The 20,062-nt window shown below is 26.8% G+C and carries 22 protein-coding genes, 1 tRNA gene, 2 rRNA genes and 1 pseudogene; 5 read left to right on the top strand and 21 right to left on the bottom strand.

What is annotated here, in order from left to right:
• Positions 1-20: 20 nt before the first annotated feature.
• The 12 genes from AC07E4_RS00930 to AC07E4_RS00875 form a co-directional block, all read right to left on the bottom strand.
• On the bottom strand, positions 21-1,448 hold the full coding sequence (locus AC07E4_RS00930) for a HAMP domain-containing sensor histidine kinase (RefSeq protein WP_478215500.1): 1,428 nt from the start codon (positions 1,446-1,448) through the stop codon (positions 21-23).
• Positions 1,449-1,451: 3 nt separating this feature from the next.
• The gene (locus tag AC07E4_RS00925) at positions 1,452-2,171 is read right to left on the bottom strand and encodes a response regulator transcription factor (RefSeq protein WP_478215499.1); all 720 of its coding nucleotides are present in this window, start codon (positions 2,169-2,171) and stop codon (positions 1,452-1,454) included.
• Between the two features lie 381 nt (positions 2,172-2,552).
• The gene (locus AC07E4_RS00920; RefSeq protein ID WP_040328549.1) at positions 2,553-3,338 is read right to left on the bottom strand and encodes an ABC transporter permease; all 786 of its coding nucleotides are present in this window, start codon (positions 3,336-3,338) and stop codon (positions 2,553-2,555) included.
• A gap of 40 nt (positions 3,339-3,378) precedes the next feature.
• The gene (locus AC07E4_RS00915) at positions 3,379-4,266 is read right to left on the bottom strand and encodes an ABC transporter ATP-binding protein (protein ID WP_478215498.1); all 888 of its coding nucleotides are present in this window, start codon (positions 4,264-4,266) and stop codon (positions 3,379-3,381) included.
• Positions 4,267-4,289: 23 nt separating this feature from the next.
• Positions 4,290-5,348 (bottom strand): hypothetical protein, encoded by a 1,059-nt coding sequence (locus AC07E4_RS00910; protein ID WP_051540301.1) that lies wholly within the window; start codon positions 5,346-5,348, stop codon positions 4,290-4,292.
• 265 nt (positions 5,349-5,613) lie between these two features.
• Positions 5,614-6,249, bottom strand: coding sequence for an ABC-2 transporter permease (locus AC07E4_RS00905; protein ID WP_040328545.1), 636 nt, complete (start codon positions 6,247-6,249; stop codon positions 5,614-5,616).
• Positions 6,250-6,261: 12 nt separating this feature from the next.
• Positions 6,262-7,113 (bottom strand): ABC transporter ATP-binding protein, encoded by an 852-nt coding sequence (locus AC07E4_RS00900; protein ID WP_040328544.1) that lies wholly within the window; start codon positions 7,111-7,113, stop codon positions 6,262-6,264.
• Between the two features lie 25 nt (positions 7,114-7,138).
• Positions 7,139-7,513: a GntR family transcriptional regulator gene (locus AC07E4_RS00895; protein WP_040328543.1), complete on the bottom strand. Its 375-nt coding sequence runs from the start codon at positions 7,511-7,513 to the stop codon at positions 7,139-7,141.
• Positions 7,514-7,536: 23 nt separating this feature from the next.
• Complete coding sequence (locus tag AC07E4_RS00890; protein ID WP_040328541.1) at positions 7,537-8,217, bottom strand: ABC-2 transporter permease; 681 nt, start codon at positions 8,215-8,217, stop codon at positions 7,537-7,539.
• Between the two features lie 11 nt (positions 8,218-8,228).
• The gene (locus tag AC07E4_RS00885) at positions 8,229-8,888 is read right to left on the bottom strand and encodes an ABC-2 transporter permease (RefSeq protein ID WP_040328539.1); all 660 of its coding nucleotides are present in this window, start codon (positions 8,886-8,888) and stop codon (positions 8,229-8,231) included.
• A gap of 19 nt (positions 8,889-8,907) precedes the next feature.
• Positions 8,908-9,810 carry an ABC transporter ATP-binding protein gene (locus AC07E4_RS00880; RefSeq protein WP_051540299.1) on the bottom strand — a complete coding sequence of 301 codons (903 nt, stop codon included), beginning with the start codon at positions 9,808-9,810 and terminating at the stop codon, positions 8,908-8,910.
• 29 nt (positions 9,811-9,839) lie between these two features.
• On the bottom strand, positions 9,840-10,211 hold the full coding sequence (locus AC07E4_RS00875) for a GntR family transcriptional regulator (RefSeq protein ID WP_040328537.1): 372 nt from the start codon (positions 10,209-10,211) through the stop codon (positions 9,840-9,842).
• Positions 10,212-10,633: 422 nt separating this feature from the next.
• Between AC07E4_RS00875 and AC07E4_RS00870 the strand changes: the two genes are divergently transcribed.
• Positions 10,634-11,506, top strand: coding sequence for an AraC family transcriptional regulator (locus AC07E4_RS00870; protein WP_478215497.1), 873 nt, complete (start codon positions 10,634-10,636; stop codon positions 11,504-11,506).
• A 209-nt stretch (positions 11,507-11,715) separates the two neighbouring features.
• On the opposite strand, the gene AC07E4_RS00865 is transcribed toward AC07E4_RS00870, so the two are convergent.
• Together AC07E4_RS00865 and AC07E4_RS00860 are read right to left on the bottom strand one after the other, a co-directional pair.
• A complete protein-coding gene (locus AC07E4_RS00865) occupies positions 11,716-12,183 on the bottom strand; it encodes a methylated-DNA--[protein]-cysteine S-methyltransferase (protein WP_040328533.1) in 468 nt (155 codons plus the stop codon).
• A 114-nt stretch (positions 12,184-12,297) separates the two neighbouring features.
• Positions 12,298-13,608 carry an esterase/lipase family protein gene (locus tag AC07E4_RS00860; protein ID WP_478215496.1) on the bottom strand — a complete coding sequence of 437 codons (1,311 nt, stop codon included), beginning with the start codon at positions 13,606-13,608 and terminating at the stop codon, positions 12,298-12,300.
• A 759-nt stretch (positions 13,609-14,367) separates the two neighbouring features.
• Between AC07E4_RS00860 and AC07E4_RS00855 the strand changes: the two genes are divergently transcribed.
• The 4 genes from AC07E4_RS00855 to AC07E4_RS00840 are packed head-to-tail and all read left to right on the top strand — an operon-like array spanning position 14,368 to position 16,348.
• The gene (locus tag AC07E4_RS00855; protein WP_430830658.1) at positions 14,368-14,844 is read left to right on the top strand and encodes a GyrI-like domain-containing protein; all 477 of its coding nucleotides are present in this window, start codon (positions 14,368-14,370) and stop codon (positions 14,842-14,844) included.
• Positions 14,845-14,890: 46 nt separating this feature from the next.
• Complete coding sequence (locus AC07E4_RS00850) at positions 14,891-15,082, top strand: hypothetical protein (protein ID WP_430830659.1); 192 nt, start codon at positions 14,891-14,893, stop codon at positions 15,080-15,082.
• 24 nt (positions 15,083-15,106) lie between these two features.
• Positions 15,107-15,592, top strand: coding sequence for an NUDIX hydrolase (locus AC07E4_RS00845; protein WP_478215495.1), 486 nt, complete (start codon positions 15,107-15,109; stop codon positions 15,590-15,592).
• Between the two features lie 18 nt (positions 15,593-15,610).
• On the top strand, positions 15,611-16,348 hold the full coding sequence (locus AC07E4_RS00840; protein ID WP_478215494.1) for an SGNH/GDSL hydrolase family protein: 738 nt from the start codon (positions 15,611-15,613) through the stop codon (positions 16,346-16,348).
• Positions 16,349-16,418: 70 nt separating this feature from the next.
• On the opposite strand, the gene AC07E4_RS00835 is transcribed toward AC07E4_RS00840, so the two are convergent.
• From AC07E4_RS00835 to AC07E4_RS00805, 7 genes and pseudogenes are all read right to left on the bottom strand, one after another.
• Entirely contained in the window at positions 16,419-17,156 is a 738-nt protein-coding gene (locus AC07E4_RS00835; protein ID WP_430830662.1) for an NAD-dependent protein deacylase, read from the bottom strand.
• A gap of 240 nt (positions 17,157-17,396) precedes the next feature.
• Positions 17,397-17,783, bottom strand: a complete 387-nt coding sequence (locus AC07E4_RS00830) for a HEPN domain-containing protein (RefSeq protein WP_051540297.1) — start codon at positions 17,781-17,783, stop codon at positions 17,397-17,399.
• Between the two features lie 121 nt (positions 17,784-17,904).
• Positions 17,905-19,086, bottom strand: coding sequence for an alpha/beta hydrolase (locus AC07E4_RS00825; RefSeq protein ID WP_478215493.1), 1,182 nt, complete (start codon positions 19,084-19,086; stop codon positions 17,905-17,907).
• 5 nt (positions 19,087-19,091) lie between these two features.
• A pseudogene (locus tag AC07E4_RS00820) lies at positions 19,092-19,446 on the bottom strand (TIGR04076 family protein).
• Between the two features lie 207 nt (positions 19,447-19,653).
• A tRNA-Asn gene (locus AC07E4_RS00815) sits at positions 19,654-19,728 on the bottom strand.
• 24 nt (positions 19,729-19,752) lie between these two features.
• A 5S ribosomal RNA gene (rrf, locus tag AC07E4_RS00810) occupies positions 19,753-19,870 on the bottom strand.
• A 115-nt stretch (positions 19,871-19,985) separates the two neighbouring features.
• A 23S ribosomal RNA gene (locus AC07E4_RS00805) occupies positions 19,986-20,062 on the bottom strand; the annotation flags it as partial.

The following is a 20,062-nucleotide window of genomic DNA, read 5'->3' as shown; positions in this document are numbered from 1 at the left end:
TATATTAAGAAGCTTTATTTTTATAAAATTATGGTTATTTTTGTACCTTTATTTAGCTTACTTTCAATTTCTATGTCTCCACCGTGATTTTTAACTATTTCCTTGGAAATGGCTGTTCCAAGTCCAGAGCCTTTATGTGCTTCACCAGTGTTAGTTCCTCTATAATATCTATCGAAAATATGTTTTAAATCTTCTTCATTTATACCTCTTCCATTGTCCTCAATAGTTATATAAGTTTTATCATTTTTCTTTTCAAAGTTAACCTTTATTTCTACATCTTCGTTATTATGTGCTATAGCATTAAATATTAAATTAGTTAGGCAGCGTTTCATAAGGATTATATCTACTTCTTTTTCATCGACTTCTACATTAGTACTAAATTCAATATCTCTATCGCTATATTTTTGATCATTTAATATTGCAATTACTACATCTTTAGTTAATGATACTAAGTTAACTTTTTTCTTATTTAAATTTAATGCATTATTTTTAAGTCTTGTGCTTAAATTTAAATCATTAACAAGTTCTGTTATATAGAGTGATTTATCGTAAATTATTTCTCCATATTCTTTTGCTTCATCTACAGTGAAATCATAGTCACCATTCATAAGTTCTGCATAACCCCTTATGGATGCTAATGGTGTTTTTATATCATGCGAAATATTGGCAATCCATTCTTCACGCATTTTTTCTAATTTTTTTCTTTCACGTTCATTATTTTTAAGAGTCCTTGAAAGATTATTTAAGTTTGCATATACATCTTTATATAATCCTCTTTCTCTAAATTCAAGATTATAATCATTTTTTGAAAGTGTAGTAACGCCTCCAATTATATTTTTAACTGGCTTTGTAAGTTTTCTGCTAAATAAATATCCAGCTAATATTGCAATAATACTATCCATAATAAGTACAGCAGATAATATAGCTCTAAGAATTTTTACTAAAACATCTCCATCATACAATATTATGCTTTTATTTAATTTATAATAATCAAAATTAATTATATAACTCAATTGCTGCCCATTTATTTCAGTACTACTTACTAAAATAGAATTCACACCTTCTGCACCGCCTATGTATTTATAAGTATTTATAATTTCTATTGGTGTATATTTATTTTGAACTTCAGACGGCTTTCTATAGTTTAATACTTCATTTCCATTTTCATTTAAAACTTGAATCCAAAGTTCATTTTCATCAAGAACTTTTTTCCCTTGTTCACTTATTTCTAGTTTTCCATTTTCCAAATATATATTTTTCCCAAACTCTCTAGTAAAACTTTCTGGATCAATCTTTTTATTTTCATAAGATATTGGTCTTAAAAAATTAAAACCATATGCTTCATTTTTTATCATTGTTGAAAATCCAACAAGGATATTTATAAAAAATATTAGTATATTTACTACAACTATAGTAATTATAAATCTTGAAGTAATTTTAACATTCATATATTATTCGTCCTTTACAACAAGTTTGTAGCCAAGACCTTTAGCTGTTACAAGAAATTTTGGCTTAGATGGATTTTCTTCTATTTTTTCTCTAAGTCTTCTTATATGTACCATTATAGTATTATCAAATCCTATATAGTCTTCTCCCCAAACTTTATCACATATACCTTCTTTACTAACTATTTGATTTTTATTAATGGCTAAATAATTTAAAAGTTTAAATTCCTTTGCTTTTAGTTCTATTAATTCTCCATTTTTTCTTAATTCAAAGTTATCTTCATTTAATGTGAATGGTCCAAATTTTATTTCATGACTTTCATTTTGTGCATTAGCTACATAATTGCTTCTTCTTAAGTGTGCTTTTATTCTATAGGCTACTTCCTTAGGACTAAATGGTTTTGTTATGTAATCATCTGCACCAATTGCAAATCCTAATATTCTATCAAGTTCTTCGTTTTTAGCTGATAAAAATAATACTGGCACCATTGATGTTTCCCTCATTTTTTTACATACTTCATATCCCTCCATATCAGGAAGCATTATATCAAGAACTACTAGCTCTGGATTTACTTCTTTAAAAACTTCTAGAGCCTTAGCTCCAGTATCTGCTGTATAAACATGATTTAAGCCTTCTTTTCTTAAAACTGTAGATAAAAGTTTTAGTATTTCAACTTCGTCATCTACTATAAGTATTCTTTTATTATTAATTGATAATTCATCCATTTATATAATTCCTTTCTTATATCATAGTTAGTTTTTCCTATTTTATAATTATATCGTCAATTTTAGGTTATTCTTAAAAATAACAAATATTTTTTTATTTAATTTATGTTTCCCATATAGATACATTTTCAATCTTTGCGGTTTTAGATTTTGATGTGAATCAAAGAACAGGTAGAATGAATTCCACTCTACGTAGCAAGCACTATACCTTTTATTATATTTTTACATAAAATGTAGTTTGATTTTATATTACTGCTTTCAAATTTGTTTGTTTTTGCAAGGTTAAAACCTCGCCTACAACAAATAATAATTTTCCCGCCTTCGTAGCTGAGCGTTTTTAGTTTTTAATATGAAAATAACTAGCCTAAGGCTAGTTATTTTTTATCTTTTTTCACTTGCAAATTTTTTATAAGTTATCATAGGTAATACTGTTATTGATATTACAAATAGTACTATTAATACTGGTATTACAAATATTGGACTTTTGTATCTAACTAATTGACAAGAGAACATTCCCCATATTGGAGTTAATCCTCCAAATTTTTGTATTGATTGTGGTAAAAAGTTTATAACTATCCAAGGTAATCCCATAAATAATCCACCTACAATAAATGGCATTACTGCATTATTACTTATTGCTGAAAGTGCTAGTGTAACTTGGGTAAATAATATACATCCAAGTATTAATGTTATTCCAAGTATTATTATCATTTGAAGTACTGTTATGTTTGAACCACTATTTCCAAAGTACCAAAGGTTTTTAAGTGGAATATCTAACCCTTTAAAATCTGAGTGTGATATTGCTGAATACACCATTACTAAGTACATGGATAAAACTACTAAACTTGTTGAAATGCTACCTGCTATTGACTTTGCTATAACAACTTTTTTCTTACCATTTTTTGATGCATTTATAAGACCTGTCATATTTGAATTATATTCTGTAGTGTATACTGAAGATATCATTACCATCATAATCAATCCTATAAATGGTGCTATACCATAAGTTTTATCAAATAATGACGCATAATTTTCTAACATGTAATTTGGATAACTTGAATCAAATCCTACAAGTATTGAAGAAAGTAATAATCCTAGTCCCCACATTATTAAAACTCTTTTTTTACATAATATTTTTCTTAATTCACTATTTATTAAACTAAACATTTTTAACCTCCACTTTAAGTTCTAATATCACATCTGTGAATTAAACTTCCTTTGTATCTTCTAAATCGAAATAGAACATATATACATCCTCAAATCTTGGAATTATTTTTTCTACATTTTTATAGATTGGCTCTTTTTCTGATATAACTCTTAGTTCTATTTCATCTATTCCTCTTTGTATATTTACTACTTTATATTTATTTTGAATATCTCTAGCAATATCTTCATTATCTGTTCTTATTAAAAATACTTTATCATTCATATTTGCTAAAATTTCTTTATGACTACCTTTCATAAGTAGTGTTCCATCTTTTATTATTATAGTTTCTCTTGCAATTGACTCTATATCTGAAATTATATGAGTTGATAAAATTATTATCTTATCTCTAGATATTTCACTTAATAGATTTCTAAATCTTGTTCTTTCTTGTGGATCAAGTCCTGCAGTAGGCTCGTCCAAAACTAATATTTTAGGATCATTTAAAAGTGCCTGTGCTATTCCAACTCTTCTTTTCATACCACCTGAGAATTTTTTTAATGATTTATTTTTAACATCATATAATCCTACTAAATGTAGTAGTTCATCAATTTTACTATCTAATTCTTTTCCTGTAATTCCTTTTAATGCTCCCATATATTTCAAAAATTGTTTTGCAGTAAAGTTTCCATATCCTTCAAAGTGCTGTGGTAAATATCCTATAACATCTCTATATTTTTCATCTAAATCATATATATTTTTCCCATTGTATAAAATCTCTCCACTATCTGATTTTAATAGTGTTGTTATCTGTTTCATAAGTGTTGTTTTTCCAGCACCATTTGGTCCCAAAAGTCCATAAACTCCATTTTCTAATGTTACATTTAAGTTATTTGTTACTTTTTTATGTCCAAAACTTTTATTTAAATTTTTTATTTCTAATGTATTCATTTTAATTCCTCCAACTAATTGATCTATTTTTTACAACTTAATTTTTTAAAACTTAAGAACATGTATGTACTAACTAATATAGTTATTAATGCTAATATTATAGTTATAATTTGGATTATATCTAAACTTAGTCCAAATATATTTGCACTTCCTAGGTACATCCCTGCCATTTCATTCATTCCCATTGTTAAATCAGTATAGTTTCCATATTGCAAAACACTAAGTATCCATGAAAAATTAGATTTTGCAATTGCTTTTGATATTGGTTTAATAAACATTAATAAAACTTTTCCTGATACTAGGTAAACACCTAATATACTTATTGCACTTATAGAAGTTTCTGTTTTAAATGATATGAATGTTGCTATAATTGCTATACTTACAAGTACTAATAGTACAAATACTATTTTTAAAAGTATGCATTCATTTATTGTCATAGCACCTTTAATCATTATAAAATTATCTAATATTCTTAAACATTGTAAACTTCCATTAACAGGCTTTCCATATTGAATTAATGTTGTTATGAATATAGCCCCAAGATAACTTAAATAACTTACTATAGGTACTACAAATGCTAATATTCCTTTAGCATTAAGACATTTATACTTATTTTTTGAAGATAATATTAAAGTGTCCATAGATGAAATAACTTCATCACTATAAATATTACAAAGTAACATTGCTATGATTATTATCATTCCTAAAATCATTAATGGATGTCCTGCTCTATAGTTAAATACTTTAAAGAAATCCACATTTTTATATTCTAAATCTTCATTTTCCTTAATAGCATTTAATTTTTCCCTTGCCATTTTTTGAATTTCTTTTGTACTTTCATCACTTACAGAACCATTAAGTGTATCTTTAAGTGACTTTATTTTATATTGAAAATTTTGTTCTGCCTTAACTCCTTCTGACCTAATATCAGTAAAATTAGGATTTTGTACTTCTAAATATGATAATTCACCTTCTAATGGTGGTTTTATAAATATCATCACTACACATATAAATACAAATGTTATTAGTGCTATCATTCCATTTTTATTTTTTAATAATTTTTTAAGTTCTAATTTAAACATTTCATCTCCTCCTGACAAATACTATTCTAAAGACTCAACCTTAATCTTAAATAACCCTTATCTTAAATAAACCTTAAATAAAAAAGTAAACCGTATTGCTCCTTTGCAGTTGTGATTTTAGTCTTATCAATTATTAATATAGCTACAAATTTAGATACAAATTTTTGAAACATTAAATTAAAACACTGATGTAAAAAAATTTGAATTCTTATAAAATAAAAAAAGAGAGAATTTCTTCTCTCTAATTTTCTATACCTATAATATTTTAAAAGCTTTTCTTTTCATAAAAATGTACAGTAATCCTATTTAATATAAATACTAATATAAACATTATTCCTAATATCATTAAAGCTATATCATTTTTAAATAACCATGGTATATACTTTTTAATTGTATTTAACTCTGCTTGAGAAAGTACAATAATTTGCATTACTGCTAAAAAATTTATTCCATATACAATATATGATAATTTCTTTCCTCCTGAATAATAGCATGTATAATATATAGCTGCTACTACAATTAATATGCATGTTATTATCATTTCATAACTAATAGGAATATCATTGTTGACTATTGATGGTAATATTAAAGTTATTAATTTATTCCCTAAAGCCCCAACTATCATTCCTATAAAACTCATAATTATAAGTGTAATAAACTTTCCATTTACATATTCTCTCCTACTAATAGGGCAACTTAAATTAATTAAATAAGATTTTTGTTTTTCTTCCCACATTATAGTAGCTATTGTGGTCATTACAACCATACCTATAAAATAACTGAAAAAATCACCTTTTCCTAAAAAAAGTAATAATAATAGTGGTATTAAAAACGTAATCATATTATACCCTTTATAATTAATCACCTGTAATATTAATTCTCTTTTTAATACATTTTTCATAAAACACCTTGTTTATTTCCTTTTTAATATCATTATTTGATCTAAAGTTACTTTTTCTATAACAACTTTATTGCCAAATATTTTTTTTACTTCATCTACTTTGCTAGTTAATGCTTCAAATCCATAAGGATTTTTTCTTATACCTTCAAAATATTTTTCGTTATCTTTGTTTAACAGTTCTTTATCACCTTTAACTATTTTATATTCATCAAAAATTTCTTCCTTACTTTTAGAAAATAACACTTTTCCATCATTTATATAAGTTATATAATCTGCTATTTTTTCAAGATCTGAAGTTATATGAGTAGACAATAGCACACCTACATTTTCATTTTGTATTTCATTTCTTAAAATATTTAAAACTTCAACTCTTACAACTGGATCTAGTCCTGCTGTTGGTTCATCCATTATAATAAATTCTGCATTATGACTAAGTGCTACTGAAAGAGAAAATTTCATTTTCATTCCTTTTGAAAGTTCTTTTATTTTTTGTTTTTTATTAAGACCAAACTTATCTAAGTATTTATAAAAAGTGTCAAAACTCCAATTTTTATAAACAGCTCCTATTAACTTTGCATTATCATCTAATGATAATTGTTCATAAAAGAAACAATCATCATATACAAATCCTATTTTCTCTTTTATTTCTTTTTCACATTGTAAGTTATCTTTTCCAAAGACCTTTATTTCTCCACTATCTTTTTTTACAAGATTCATTATAAGTTTTATAGTTGTTGTTTTTCCTGCTCCATTTTGCCCTATAAAACCCATAATATAACCTTTAGGTATTGAAAAATTTATATCTTGTAATTCAAAGTTCTTATATTTTTTATTTAAATTTTTTACTTCTAATATATTCTCCATATAAAACACCTCATCTTAATTTGTTTTAAATCTCATCATATAACACTTCTAATATTTCTTTCATTTCATTTAATGTAAGATTTATTTTACGACCTTCTTCTATAGCATTTGTAAAATGTTCTTCTACTGTCCTTATTACAGTTTCCTTCATCAACTCTTTATCTTGCTTTGCAACAAAAGAACCTTTGCCTGGAATAGTGTAGATATATCCTTCCCTTTCCAGTTCCTCATATGCTCTTTTTGTTGTTATTACACTAATTCTTAATTCCTTCGCTAATGCTCTTATTGAAGGAAGTGCTTCATTTGAGTCCAATTTATTTGTAAGAATGTTATCTTTTATTTGCTTTTCTATTTGAGCATAAATTGGTTCTCCTGATGAATTGTTTATTATTAAATTCATATATATCTATATCCTCCTAAGTTTTAGGATAAATCTTTTTTTGAATATCCATTTATTGATAAAATAGTAAATACAACATATATTAATAGTCCAATTAAAAATGCTGATACAGCTATAAGCATTGTTTGTATATTCCCCGCTTCAATAATTGAGATTATTTTACTTCCAAAGTTAGGAAGTAATTTTTCACCTATCTGTATAACTATCATTGGCACATATATAATTGATAAAAATACAATAACACCATATTTCATTGCTACATCATAATCAAATTTATAATACATATAATTTGGAATTCCTATTATTAATGAATAATATATAAATGTTAATGATTGAATAAATAATATATAAGTTAAATCTTGAGTACTAGGTTTCTTTATAATTATTATTGTTAATAATAATATTATTGAAGTTATTAAATACATTAAAAAATAAAATAAATTTTTACTAATTACAACTGATTTTCTACTTACAGGAAAACTATTTATTATGGTATCATAATTTCTTTTTCCTTCTTCTGTTGACATCATTTTATTTGACATAAGAGGTATAAATATACTTGCCATAACATACATCATTGAAATAACCTCAATTGGAAATTCTTTAAATAGTGAAACTCCTCCTAATATACATGCTGCTATTAGATTCATTATAATTACTGATTTTCTACTAGTTATAAAATCTTTTTTTAATAATGCTACCATGATTTTACCTCCTATAAATCTTTCTTTTCATAAAAAATTACAGATAATACACATAGAATTGCTGATACTGCTAAAGTTATCACTACAGTTATTATGTTAGTTACAATATCTGTAGCAAATATCAATTTAAATATTATGTTACTATACTCACACCCAATTCCATATTGAAATCCATTAAGCAACATCATAAATCCAAATGTATATAACATTAGCACTATATAATAACTAATTTTTGCCGCCTTCATTCCTAAACTAAAATATGCAAAATAATATACTGATGAAATAAAAATTCCATATAATATCATTGTTTTCATTTGAAATATATTTGTATCGGCAACCATACTAGGCATAATTAAAAATAGCATTTTGTTTAATAAAATTAGAACTACTCCAACTACTATTGACCATATTATAATAAATAAATATTTTCCTATTATATAATTTTTTCTGCTACAATTTCCACTTAATATGGATAAATATACTTTATTCCTGTTTTCAAGTTCTGTGTATCCAAATGTACCAACTAAAAACATTAACATAACATAGCACATAAAATTTTTGTCCTTATTTACGAACATTACAAACATTACAACTAGTAACATTCCAACAAGTTGCATACCTTTTAAGTATGAAAATTGAAGTCCCAATTCTCTTTTAATTACATTTAACATACAAACCTATCCTTTCATATTACAAACTACTTATTTCTCTTCCATATTTTGTACTTAAATCTTGAATATTTTCTTGACTTTTCATAACCATAATATCTTCTAGTGTTGGTCTTTCTAGAATAACTTTATCTTTAAATACTTCTTTAATTTTTTCTTCATTCTTAGTTAAAGCTTCAAATCCGAATTCTGTAGCATTTATTGATATAAATAATTTTTTGTTTTCTTCATTTAAAAGTTTTGTGTCACCCTTTACTATTTTATATTCTTCTAATACTTCAATAGTTGGTTTAGAGAACTCTATCTTTCCTTTACGTATATAAGTTATATAATCTGCTATTTTTTCAAGGTCTGAAGTTATATGGGTAGATATTAATATCCCTATCTTTTCATCTTGAATTATTTCTTGAAAAAGATCTAAAAGTTCTGCTCTAACAACTGGATCAAGTCCTGCTGTTGGCTCATCCATAATCAAAAACTCTGCATTATGACTAAGTGCAAGAGAAATTGCAAACTTCATTTTCATTCCTTTTGAAAGTTCCTTAACCTTCTGCTTTTCATTAAGTCCAAACTTTCTTAAATAAGAATTAAATGTATCAAAACTCCACTCTTTATAAAAATTAGAAATTACTTTTGCATTATCTTTTATTGATAACTTTTCATAGTAGAAACAATCATCATATACAAACCCTATTTTTTCTTTTATTTCCTGAGAAAATCTAATATTATCTTTATCAAAAACTTTTATTTCTCCACTATCTCTTTTTAATAAATTCATAATAAGTTTTATTGTAGTTGTTTTTCCTGCTCCATTTTCACCTATAAATCCCATAATATATCCTCTTTCCAAATTTAAAGATACATTATCTAACTTAAAGTTTTTATATGTCTTTGTTAAACCTTTTATTTCAAGAATATTACTCATTTTACTCCTCCACAATTCAAATTTTAATTTTAATCATTGTAAATAACTTCTAATATTGTCTTCATCTCAGATAATTCCAACTCTACTTTTTTACCTTCTTTTAATCCCTCTTTTAAATATAATTTTACATTTTTTATAATAATATTTTTTATAATTTCTGTGTCTTGATTTGATATAAAAGACCCCTTACCTTTAACTGTATATATAAAACCCTTTCTCTCTAGCTCTTCATATGCTCTTTTGGTTGTTATTACACTTATCTTAAGTTCCTTTGCTAATGTTCTTATAGATGGTAACCCCTCATTTATAGATAATTCATTTTTTAATATTGAATCTCTAATCTGTTCCTCTATCTGAGTATATATAGGCTTGCCACAAGAATTATTGATTAAAATATTCATACTATCAAATCCTTTTAGTTATAATTTGTTTTGTATACCGTTAATATTCAGTATATACAGTTATGATAAAAAAAATTATTTCTCAATTTCTTTCTTTACTTTCATAAACCACTTATACTCTAAATAAACGATTATAAAAAATAAAGCAATTAACACAATACCCTTCATAATTTTTTCCTTCTTAAATTTTTTATTGTTTATATCTTATATACACAGTATATACTCACTATACACACCTGTCAATAACATTTTTTATTAATTAAAAATTCATAAGAATATGATAAAATATTTTTGGAATTAAAATCCATATAATGAAGGTTATATGCTAATATACTTTTTAATAGACTGATTTTTCTTTGCAATAGTTGCAAGGGTTTTTTATATCTATTTTGTTACAATATTTATAGAGAGGAGATGTGAGTATGCAATACTTAAATGACATGAACCGTGCATTGGACTATATTGAAAACAATTTGCAAGGTAAAACAGATTATGAAAAAATCGCACAAATTGCTTGTTGCTCTGTGTATCACTTTCAAAGAATATTTACATTTATTACTGGCATTACTTTATCTGAATATATACGCCGAAGGAAAATGACACTAGCGGCATTTGAATTACAAAACAGCACTATCAAGGTTATAGATATAGCGTTAACCTATGGTTATGAATCACCTAAAGCATTCACCAGAGCATTTCAAAATCTACACGGAATTACTCCCACAGCGGCGCGCAGCAAAGGAGTTAGTATAAAGGCATTTCCACGCATATCCTTTCAAATTTCTATAAAAGGAGTAAGTGAAATGAATTATAAAATTGTTGAAAAAGAAGCATTCCAAGTTTATGGCATCGAGGGAATTTTTGATACTAAAGATGGTGGAAACTTAAAGGCTATACCTGAATTTTGGCTTGAAAAATTAAATAATGGTGAATGTGCAAATCTTGTAAAATCTTCTGGATATCCAAGCACTGTAAATTCACTTTGCCAATACCGCAAAATGGATGGAACAATTTTTCCATATATGTTGTGTGTCATGAAAACACCTTTAAGTAACACAGCAGGTTATACTGTAGTTGATATACCTAAATCTACATGGGCTATATTTGTAAATGAACCTCATAATATTGAGGATACTTCAAAAGCAATTCAAGACTTAATAGCTCGTGTTTATACGGACTGGTTGCCTACTTCAAATTATGAACTTGTTGAGGGCTACGAATTTGAAATGTACTATTCAGATTTTAATGGAAAGTGTTATGAAGAAACATGGGTTAGGGTTGTTCCTAAAAACTAGATTATATTAAAAACATTCCAAGTGGCAGTGCCAAGCTTAATTTCTAATAACAATTAAATAGCGACTTACAGCATTACATGATAAGCTTGCCTGCCCCTTATTTTTAATATTTTTCTTAATCCACATACATCTTAAAGTCCATTAATTATTCATTACCATCATCTTAATCTTTATTACTATTTGAATTTTTAAGTATAGATTCACTCATACTATATTGTAACCTTCTCCAATTCTAAAAGTTGTTTCTTTATATTTAATCCCCCTGCATATCCCACTAACTTGCCATTGGCTCCAATTACTCTATGACATGGTATAAAAATTGGAATAGGATTTTTATTATTTGCAAGTCCAACTGCTCTATATGCTTTATCTCTTCCTATAATTTTTGCAATTTCACCATATGTTTTAGTTTCTCCATAAGGTATTTTTTCTAATGCACTCCAAACATCTTTCATAAAATCTGTTCCCTTTGGATTTAATGGCAACTCAAACTTTGTGCGTACTCCTGAAAAATATTCTTGTAACTGTCTACCTGCTTCTTTTAAAATATTGGTTTCACATATATTAATATCTTTTGGTGTATCTTCACTATCAAAATATACATTAATTATTTTATTGTCTTCCTCTACTATTGTTATTTTACCTATCCCTGTTTTATATAAATATAAATTTTTCATCTAATCACCTTCTTTAACCTATATTAGCTTCATGTATTATGATAATATTACTTTAAATTAAATTAATAGTAAATAAAAAAGATTGCATTTTTCAATATGCAACCTTTTTACTTACTACTTAACTTCTCCACATAACATTTTTGCCCAATTTCTGAATTTGTTTTGAAGATATTTTTTGTATATTGGTTCATGTTGTCCTACAACTTCAATATGATCAATGTTATTAATTTCACCTAAGTAATTCCAAATACCTTTTTGAATTTGTTGTCCATTATATTCTACAATATTATCAGTAGATCCTTCATGTGGTGCTATTGCAGATCTTACACTTACTATTCCATCATTTCTCCACCAACTGTTATCAACTATAACTTTTCCTTCTTCATTATTAATATATGAACCCATAAATTTTGAACTTTTTAAAAGAAGTGGATTCATATTTATATTTGGTACTTGATAATCAGTTTTTAAATCTTTATGTGTGTCTACGCAAGCTATGGAAAAATAATATATATCATCATGAGTTTTAACCCAACTATTTAATTCTTTTGCACCTTCTAATGATAAGTCCCATATACTTAAATCTTTAGTTTCTCCCCAAATTTTACTTGTAAAAACTCTTTTATAATAACTTTCATAAGATTCTCCTGGATTTCTCTTTAATCCCCATTGATCTAGTTTCAAATCAAATTTAGGATTTTCTGATTCATCTCTTCCAGCTTTAGTTGCCATAGCTGCAAAAAACTGATGGATTCTAGGTTCTAAATCCATTTTAACATCATCTTGTTGACTTCCATCATGTGGAGTTGCAAGCGTTGTTATACTTTCTATAAAGTGGTTATTGCCTACAAATAATTTATTTGTATTCTCACCAGTACAAGCTATTTCTTCTTGGCTTCCATCCTCTAACAATTGTGCTAAAACTCTAATTGTTTGTCCACCCATACTATGTCCAATTAAATGAACCTTTTGAAGTTCACCATTTTCATTATTATTTCCTAATTCAGGATATACACCTTGATAAGTTCGTCCATATCTATTATGTCCACATTTTTGAGCATGAGCTTCACCATAGTCTACAGTTCCACCTTTTAAGTATGCATACAATTCACATGCTCTATCCCAGTTACTAGCTATAGGTCCTATTGTTGGAGTATATACTGTATACCCCTCAGAATTTAACATTTCTCTTAAACTTGATTTTCCCCCCCAATAATTTAGTCCAAATAACTCATCATTGCCCCATCCAAAAAGTCCATGAACCATTACTATAGGATAATTCTTGTTTAAATTTGGTAACTTTTCTTCCTTTATTATACAATCTTCTTCTAAATTTGTAGCTGCAAATACATTAGTTGGAATAAAAATTACTGACACAAAAATTAACATAATACAAGATACTAGCCTTTTAAATGAATTTTTCATAATAATTTCCCCCTTTTACCTTCTACTAAATTTTAACATTTTTGTATCAAAAATCATAAATGGATTACGGTTCATTTTAAATGACCTTAGGTCATCATCTGCATATTTTCAAGACTTTGCTTAATTTATCTTTGTTTCTTACTATTTTTTACAGTTATATATAACTTAATTCACTTGCAAAGTAAATTTAAGTTTGAATATTATGAATTTTGTGGTTAATATTGTATTTATTTATGCTATTATATATCTATCAAGTGATACTTCTTATTTCTAATTTTAAAATTAAACCTTCAACATCACTTGTACGTTTCTTCATTTCTTTAACATAAAATAAATACGTGAAATCTAATATTGGAATATTACCCTTATTTCAGTTGAGAATTCTAATTAATTTAATTGAAAATTGAAAGTGAATGTAAAAATTGGATTTTCAATTTTAAAAAATGATTTTTTATTAAATTTGCAAAGCAAATTAATTGAAAACAATATAAAAACATAGTTTTTAAGTATTTCTATTTTTAGATATTAGGAACAAAGTGAGTAATATCAACCATAACTGTTCACTTTTACTTCTTACTTAGTTCCAAATATAAAAACAGCAATAAACTGTAATATTAATAATATCATTTGAGAAAGACATTTTTTTAAATTTAAACTTGGAACCCTATATAGGAATAACTTATAACTCTAGAATTATCATTTGATAAAGATGTTATTTAAACCTTGAACTTGAAATTATATATTTATGGAGGTTAATCTATGGAAATAAAAAAATGTATAAAAGAGTCTTTTTCGGTTATTGGTAAAGAAGGTTCAACTAATGATGGAGAAAACTTTATTGCTAAATTATGGAATGATGCTAACAGTCATTTTTCAGAAGTTGAACATCTTGCAAAAAAAAATAGCAATAAAAATTTGGTTGGAATTTGGGGCTTAATGAGCGATTTTTCAAGAAGTTTTAAACCATGGGAAGGAAATTTTACAAAAGGACTTTATCTAGCTGGAGTAGAAGTTATAGATGATGCAGTTCCACCTGCTAACTGGGTAAAATGGACAGTTCCCTCTTATGAATATCTTTATACTAAAGTTGAAAAAGATATGATGGAAACTATTTCTTATGTATTAGATTATATAAATAAAAATAATTTAAATTTAATTGGTGCAATACAAGATTACACGTGTCCTTGTGAAAATGGACAACCATATGTATTCTTTCCTATAAAAAAGATAAATTAAGTCAGTGTACAAATTTGTACATCAGATATTTAAGGGAGTTGATTTTATGAAAAATAATGAAAAAATACTATTAGGAACTACCTGCTTTCTTGCTGGAATTGTAGGTGGTTTTCTAATTGCCCCAATAAAAAAAGGGATTTACTGTGGAAATAATAACGGAAATTTATTTGCGAATAAAGAAGACTTAGAGAAGTTTTTAAAGCACTCAGAAAATGAAATTAATGATTTTTCTAAATAATTATTAATAAGGAGGATATATACTATGAAAAACTTTCCTACACATATTGTAACTGCAGCTGGAGTTGTGGAAAATGATAATGGTGAAATTTTAATGGTTAATACATTTCATGGTGGATGGGTATTTCCTGGAGGTCAAGTCGAAATTGGTGAAAATCTTATAGATGCTGTTACAAGAGAAATTAAAGAAGAAAGTGGAATAGACGTTATAGTTGATAAGTTATTTTGTGTTTCTTCAAATACCAGTAGCCACAAAGGATATAATGGTTATGATGTAGTTCCTACGAAAGTAATGTTTGATTTTATTTGTAAATACAAGAGTGGTAATTTGCGCGGTTCTGATGAAAATTCTGAATCTGCATGGATAAAAAAAGATGAAGTACTAAACTATATTAAAAGTCCTGCAATTATAGATCGATTCAAAGCTTATCTTGAATTTGATGGAAATGTAAAATATTATTCATATATTGCTAAACCAGAATTTGTTCTTCATATCAATAGAAATATTTAAATTAGAGGAGTATCTTATATGAATAATAAAGAAATTGGATTTTTACAAATGTTTCAAAATGGATGCAATATAAAAATTATAGGTGATAGCATTGCTGCTGGTGCTGGAAGCTCTGATAGTGTAAAAACTAAAGAAGTTATTTTAGATACATGTACAAAGACGTTTTTTAGAAGAACTAGTTTAAAAAGCTGGTCATCATTATTTCAAATATATATGTTAGATAAATTTCCAAAATGTACAGTAGTTAATAATGGATGCGGCGGAATAACTTCAACTGAAGTACGTGAAAATTTGTCAAAATTGTATTCTGATGAGGATGAGTTAGTTATCATTTTACTTGGTTGTAATGATAGGAAAGTATTAAATGGAATGAATCAGCTATTTGATAATTTAACATTTTTAATTAAATTTTTAAAAGATAGAAACAAAAAAATTATCTTAATGTCACCTAATCCATCAACTTTTCAAAATGAAAGTTATCCTAATCGTTTATACCATATGGATCATGTAACTAATGTAATTTCTTGTGTTGCTGAAAATGAAAATATTCATTTTATAAATTCTTTTAATTATATACAAAATTATTTATTCTGTACTAATAAAACAATTGATGAGATTATGTTAGAAGAAAATTGTATCAATGATGGACTACATCCAACAGATAGTGTTCACTTTCTAATATTTAGAAGTTTGCTTGAAGGTTTAAATTTAGCCTTATATAACAACATATCTTCTAATAGTAATCTAAATTTATAATAGAAAGATTTACTTTAAGCTTAAAGGACATACTCTTTTTATAGTATGCCCTTTAAGTTTAAGTATTAATTTATAATCCTTTTATTGCTTCACTTAATACTTTTCCTATAGAATCATTTATAACCAAATTGGCTCTGTTATCATATGGTGTTTTATCTTTATTTATAAGTATTAAATTTGGACCTCTAAAATATTCTAAAAGTCCAGCTGCTGGATATACAACTAGTGATGTTCCTCCAACTATAAATGTATCTGCGTTTATTATATGTTGAACAGATTGTCTTAAAGTATTTTCATCTAATCCTTCTTCATAAAGTACTACATCAGGTTTTACTATACCACCACATTTTTTACATCTTGGAACTATATCTTCACTATTTATTATGTAGTCCAAATCATAAGATTCATTACAATCCATGCAGTAATTCCTATGAATTGAACCATGAAGTTCAAATACATTTTCTGAACCAGCTTCTTGATGCAATCCATCTATATTTTGAGTTATTATTGCTTTAAGTTTTCCCATTTTTTCTAACTCAGCCAATGCTTTATGTGCTAAATTAGGTCTTGCATCCTTATATATCATATTGTCTTTATAATAATCAAAAAATGCTTCTGGATATTTGTTAAAAAAGCTATGACTAAGCATAGTTTCTGGTGGATATTTATATTTTTTCTTTTCTGTATATAATCCATCATTTGATCTGAAGTCTGGAATGTTACTTTCAGTACTTACACCTGCTCCGCCTAAAAATACTATGTTGTTACTATTTTCAATTGTTTGTCTTAGTAATGAATAACTATCCATTATAACACCACCTTTTAACTAATGAATAAAATTTTTATCATAATCATATATTTACTAGTGTAAAACCTAAATTATAAAAAAATAATATTTCCTAATTTAACTGTATATATATATTTTATAAAATTTATATTAATTACTATTATTATGATATTAATTTTTATACTATATTATACCACCATTGTTTATCATATTTAATATATTTCAGTAAATTAAATACAATTTATTACAGAATATTTAAATCTATTCCCATAGTATTGGTTCTACATACTCAAACACTTCTTCTAAAAATTTCATTACATTATCTATATTTATATCTATACTTTCTAATGAATTTGTATATGGATATCTTTTATCAACATAATATTTGGATAAAATTGAAGCATACCGTCTAAAGCTATTAAATTTTTCATCATATTTAGCACAATATTTACATAGTGCATATATATCATGCGTGCTAGTATATTCTTTCCCTTTCATTATTAAATATCCTTTAAATAATTTTTCTATAGCTTGTTGTGCATTACAACATAGCTCAAATTTTTCTTCAAAATAAAATCCAAACTTTACTTTTTCATAATCTTCTATTGCATATTTTAGCCACTTTTTATAATCTTTCTTTTCAACCACTTAATTCACCTTTATCATTTGTTTTTTTATAATATCAAATTCCTATAAATCAAAAAAATACCAAGAGTATTATTCCTAATCTCCTGGCATTATAATTCTTATTATACACCCAGTATAGTCATTACTTTATAACTTCACCTATAGCATTGATTTTTTTAAGCTCTGCATAGTTATTTTTATTTTCAATAAAATTTTCATATTCCATATCTCTATGACGTAAAAATTCATTGAAGAATTTCAATGATGTTATGCTTACAATTTCATGGACCTTTCTGCTTAAAATTTTTCCACCAAAACACTCTGAATACTTAAGATTCAAGACTACTGGAATATCACAGAAAGCAGCATGGTCAGTGTACTGAATTTTAACAAAAGACTTATATCCATCAAGATACTGATAAAGAGCTTTCTGAGCTTTTATCATCTCACGCTTTTCAATTATAGCCTCATTAATTAAGTCTTCAGCCTTTTCCTTGTCTTCTATATTTTTATAAAAACATTTAGCTTGCTTCACCTTTAAATCATATGAAGATGCATGACTTTTAAATAGTAGAACAGGTGTGCTACATCTTTCTCCATTATCAACTTTTTCCAAAACAGTACTTTTATCAAAGCTTCCATCAAGTAACACTGCTGCCTTAATTCTCTTGTCATCAGCCGTAGCTTCAAATGTGCTCTGGGCACCTAATGAAAATCCCATAGCTCCAATACTGTTTATATCAATCCTGTCCTTAAGTAATTCATCTTTTTCATTAATATTAAAAACATGGTCTACCATAAATAGCATGTCTCTTTTTCTAATATCTCTTAACTCTCTCCAAGTTTCATCTGTTATTGAACTCATCATTTCCTTTTGAAGCTTCCCTGTAACCCTAATAATATCACCATCAGGCATAATAGTATAATCAGTTTCATATAAAGATCCAAGGGTAATTACAATATATCCTTCCTTTACAAGATTTACTGCAGTAAATATCGCAAAATCCCTGTCCTGAAATATACCTGGTGAATAAATAATTACTGGATACTTATCCAGAGCATTTTTGATAGGAACATTTAAAAATACATCTGTCCTTAACTTGTTAATATATTCTTCAGTTTCCTTTGTATTGCCTACATCTTCTATAAAAAGCTCTGTATGGGGTTGGAATAAATCCTTGTATAATATGCCATCTCCACTACAATATTGTTCTTCTGCAGGATAGAATATACTCATAATTATAGTTCTTTTTTCCTTACTCCAATTAAATATTTCCTCTCTACTATTGTCCTTAACAACTCTTAAAACTCTCCCAATTTTCATACAAATCACTCCTCAAAAAATTTTTCTTTAAAGAAATTTTCATTTCTGAGGTTCTTTGCTGTGACCATAAACATACCACAACCATCTCTACATACGATATCATTGCTATATTTGCTTCTATCTCTAATATTTTGTGAATTTCAGCAAATTCCTACTGCCTCCATAATTAGAAACAAAATCATCATTGCCTTGGAACACAGATTTCATGTCCATGTTCATTTATAGGACAGTCGTATTTACAGAGGTATATTTGTCCCCCACTTTCTCTCCATTTCTCAAATATCTTTCAGTGTGATCACTGCGAAGAAAACCCCTCACTTCCAATTTCCATTCATATTCTTCGTTATACCATTTTTTCACACTTCTCCCCCCCTTTCCATTTTACTTATATCTATAGAATACATAAACTTCAATAAAAATACAATGTTGATTAAAGTATTTGTTGACAACTTCTCAATTTTCTTTATTTATCCTAATTTGCCTTGATAATAGCTTTGCTTACTCATATATTTATTTTATTACAAAATAAAAAAAGAAGTAGATAATCTACTTCTCTAATATTCAATATGGCTCCGCGAAAAGGATTCGAACCTTCAACCTATCGGTTAACAGCCGAGTGCTCCACCGTTGAGCTATCGCGGAATATTTCCAAGTTTCCTTGGTTATACCTGGCGACAACCTACCCTCCCACACAGCTTCCCATGCAGTACTATCGGCGTCTTGAGGCTTAACTTGCCTGTTCGGTATGGTAAGGAGTGTTACCCTCAAAACCATCATCACCAGATTAAATTTACTATAATCTTCGTATTTCATCGTTTCCTAGAACTACTAGATTCTAATAACTTTATATATTTACTTTTTAAGAGTTTGTTCTCTGAAAATTGCACAGTGATTATTTTTAGGTCAAGCCCTCGACTTATTAGTATGAGTCAGCTGAACATGTTACCATGCTTACACCCCTCACCTATCAACCTGG

Source organism: Clostridium amazonense (assembly GCF_056431285.1).
This window is presented reverse-complemented; position numbering and strand designations above follow the sequence as displayed.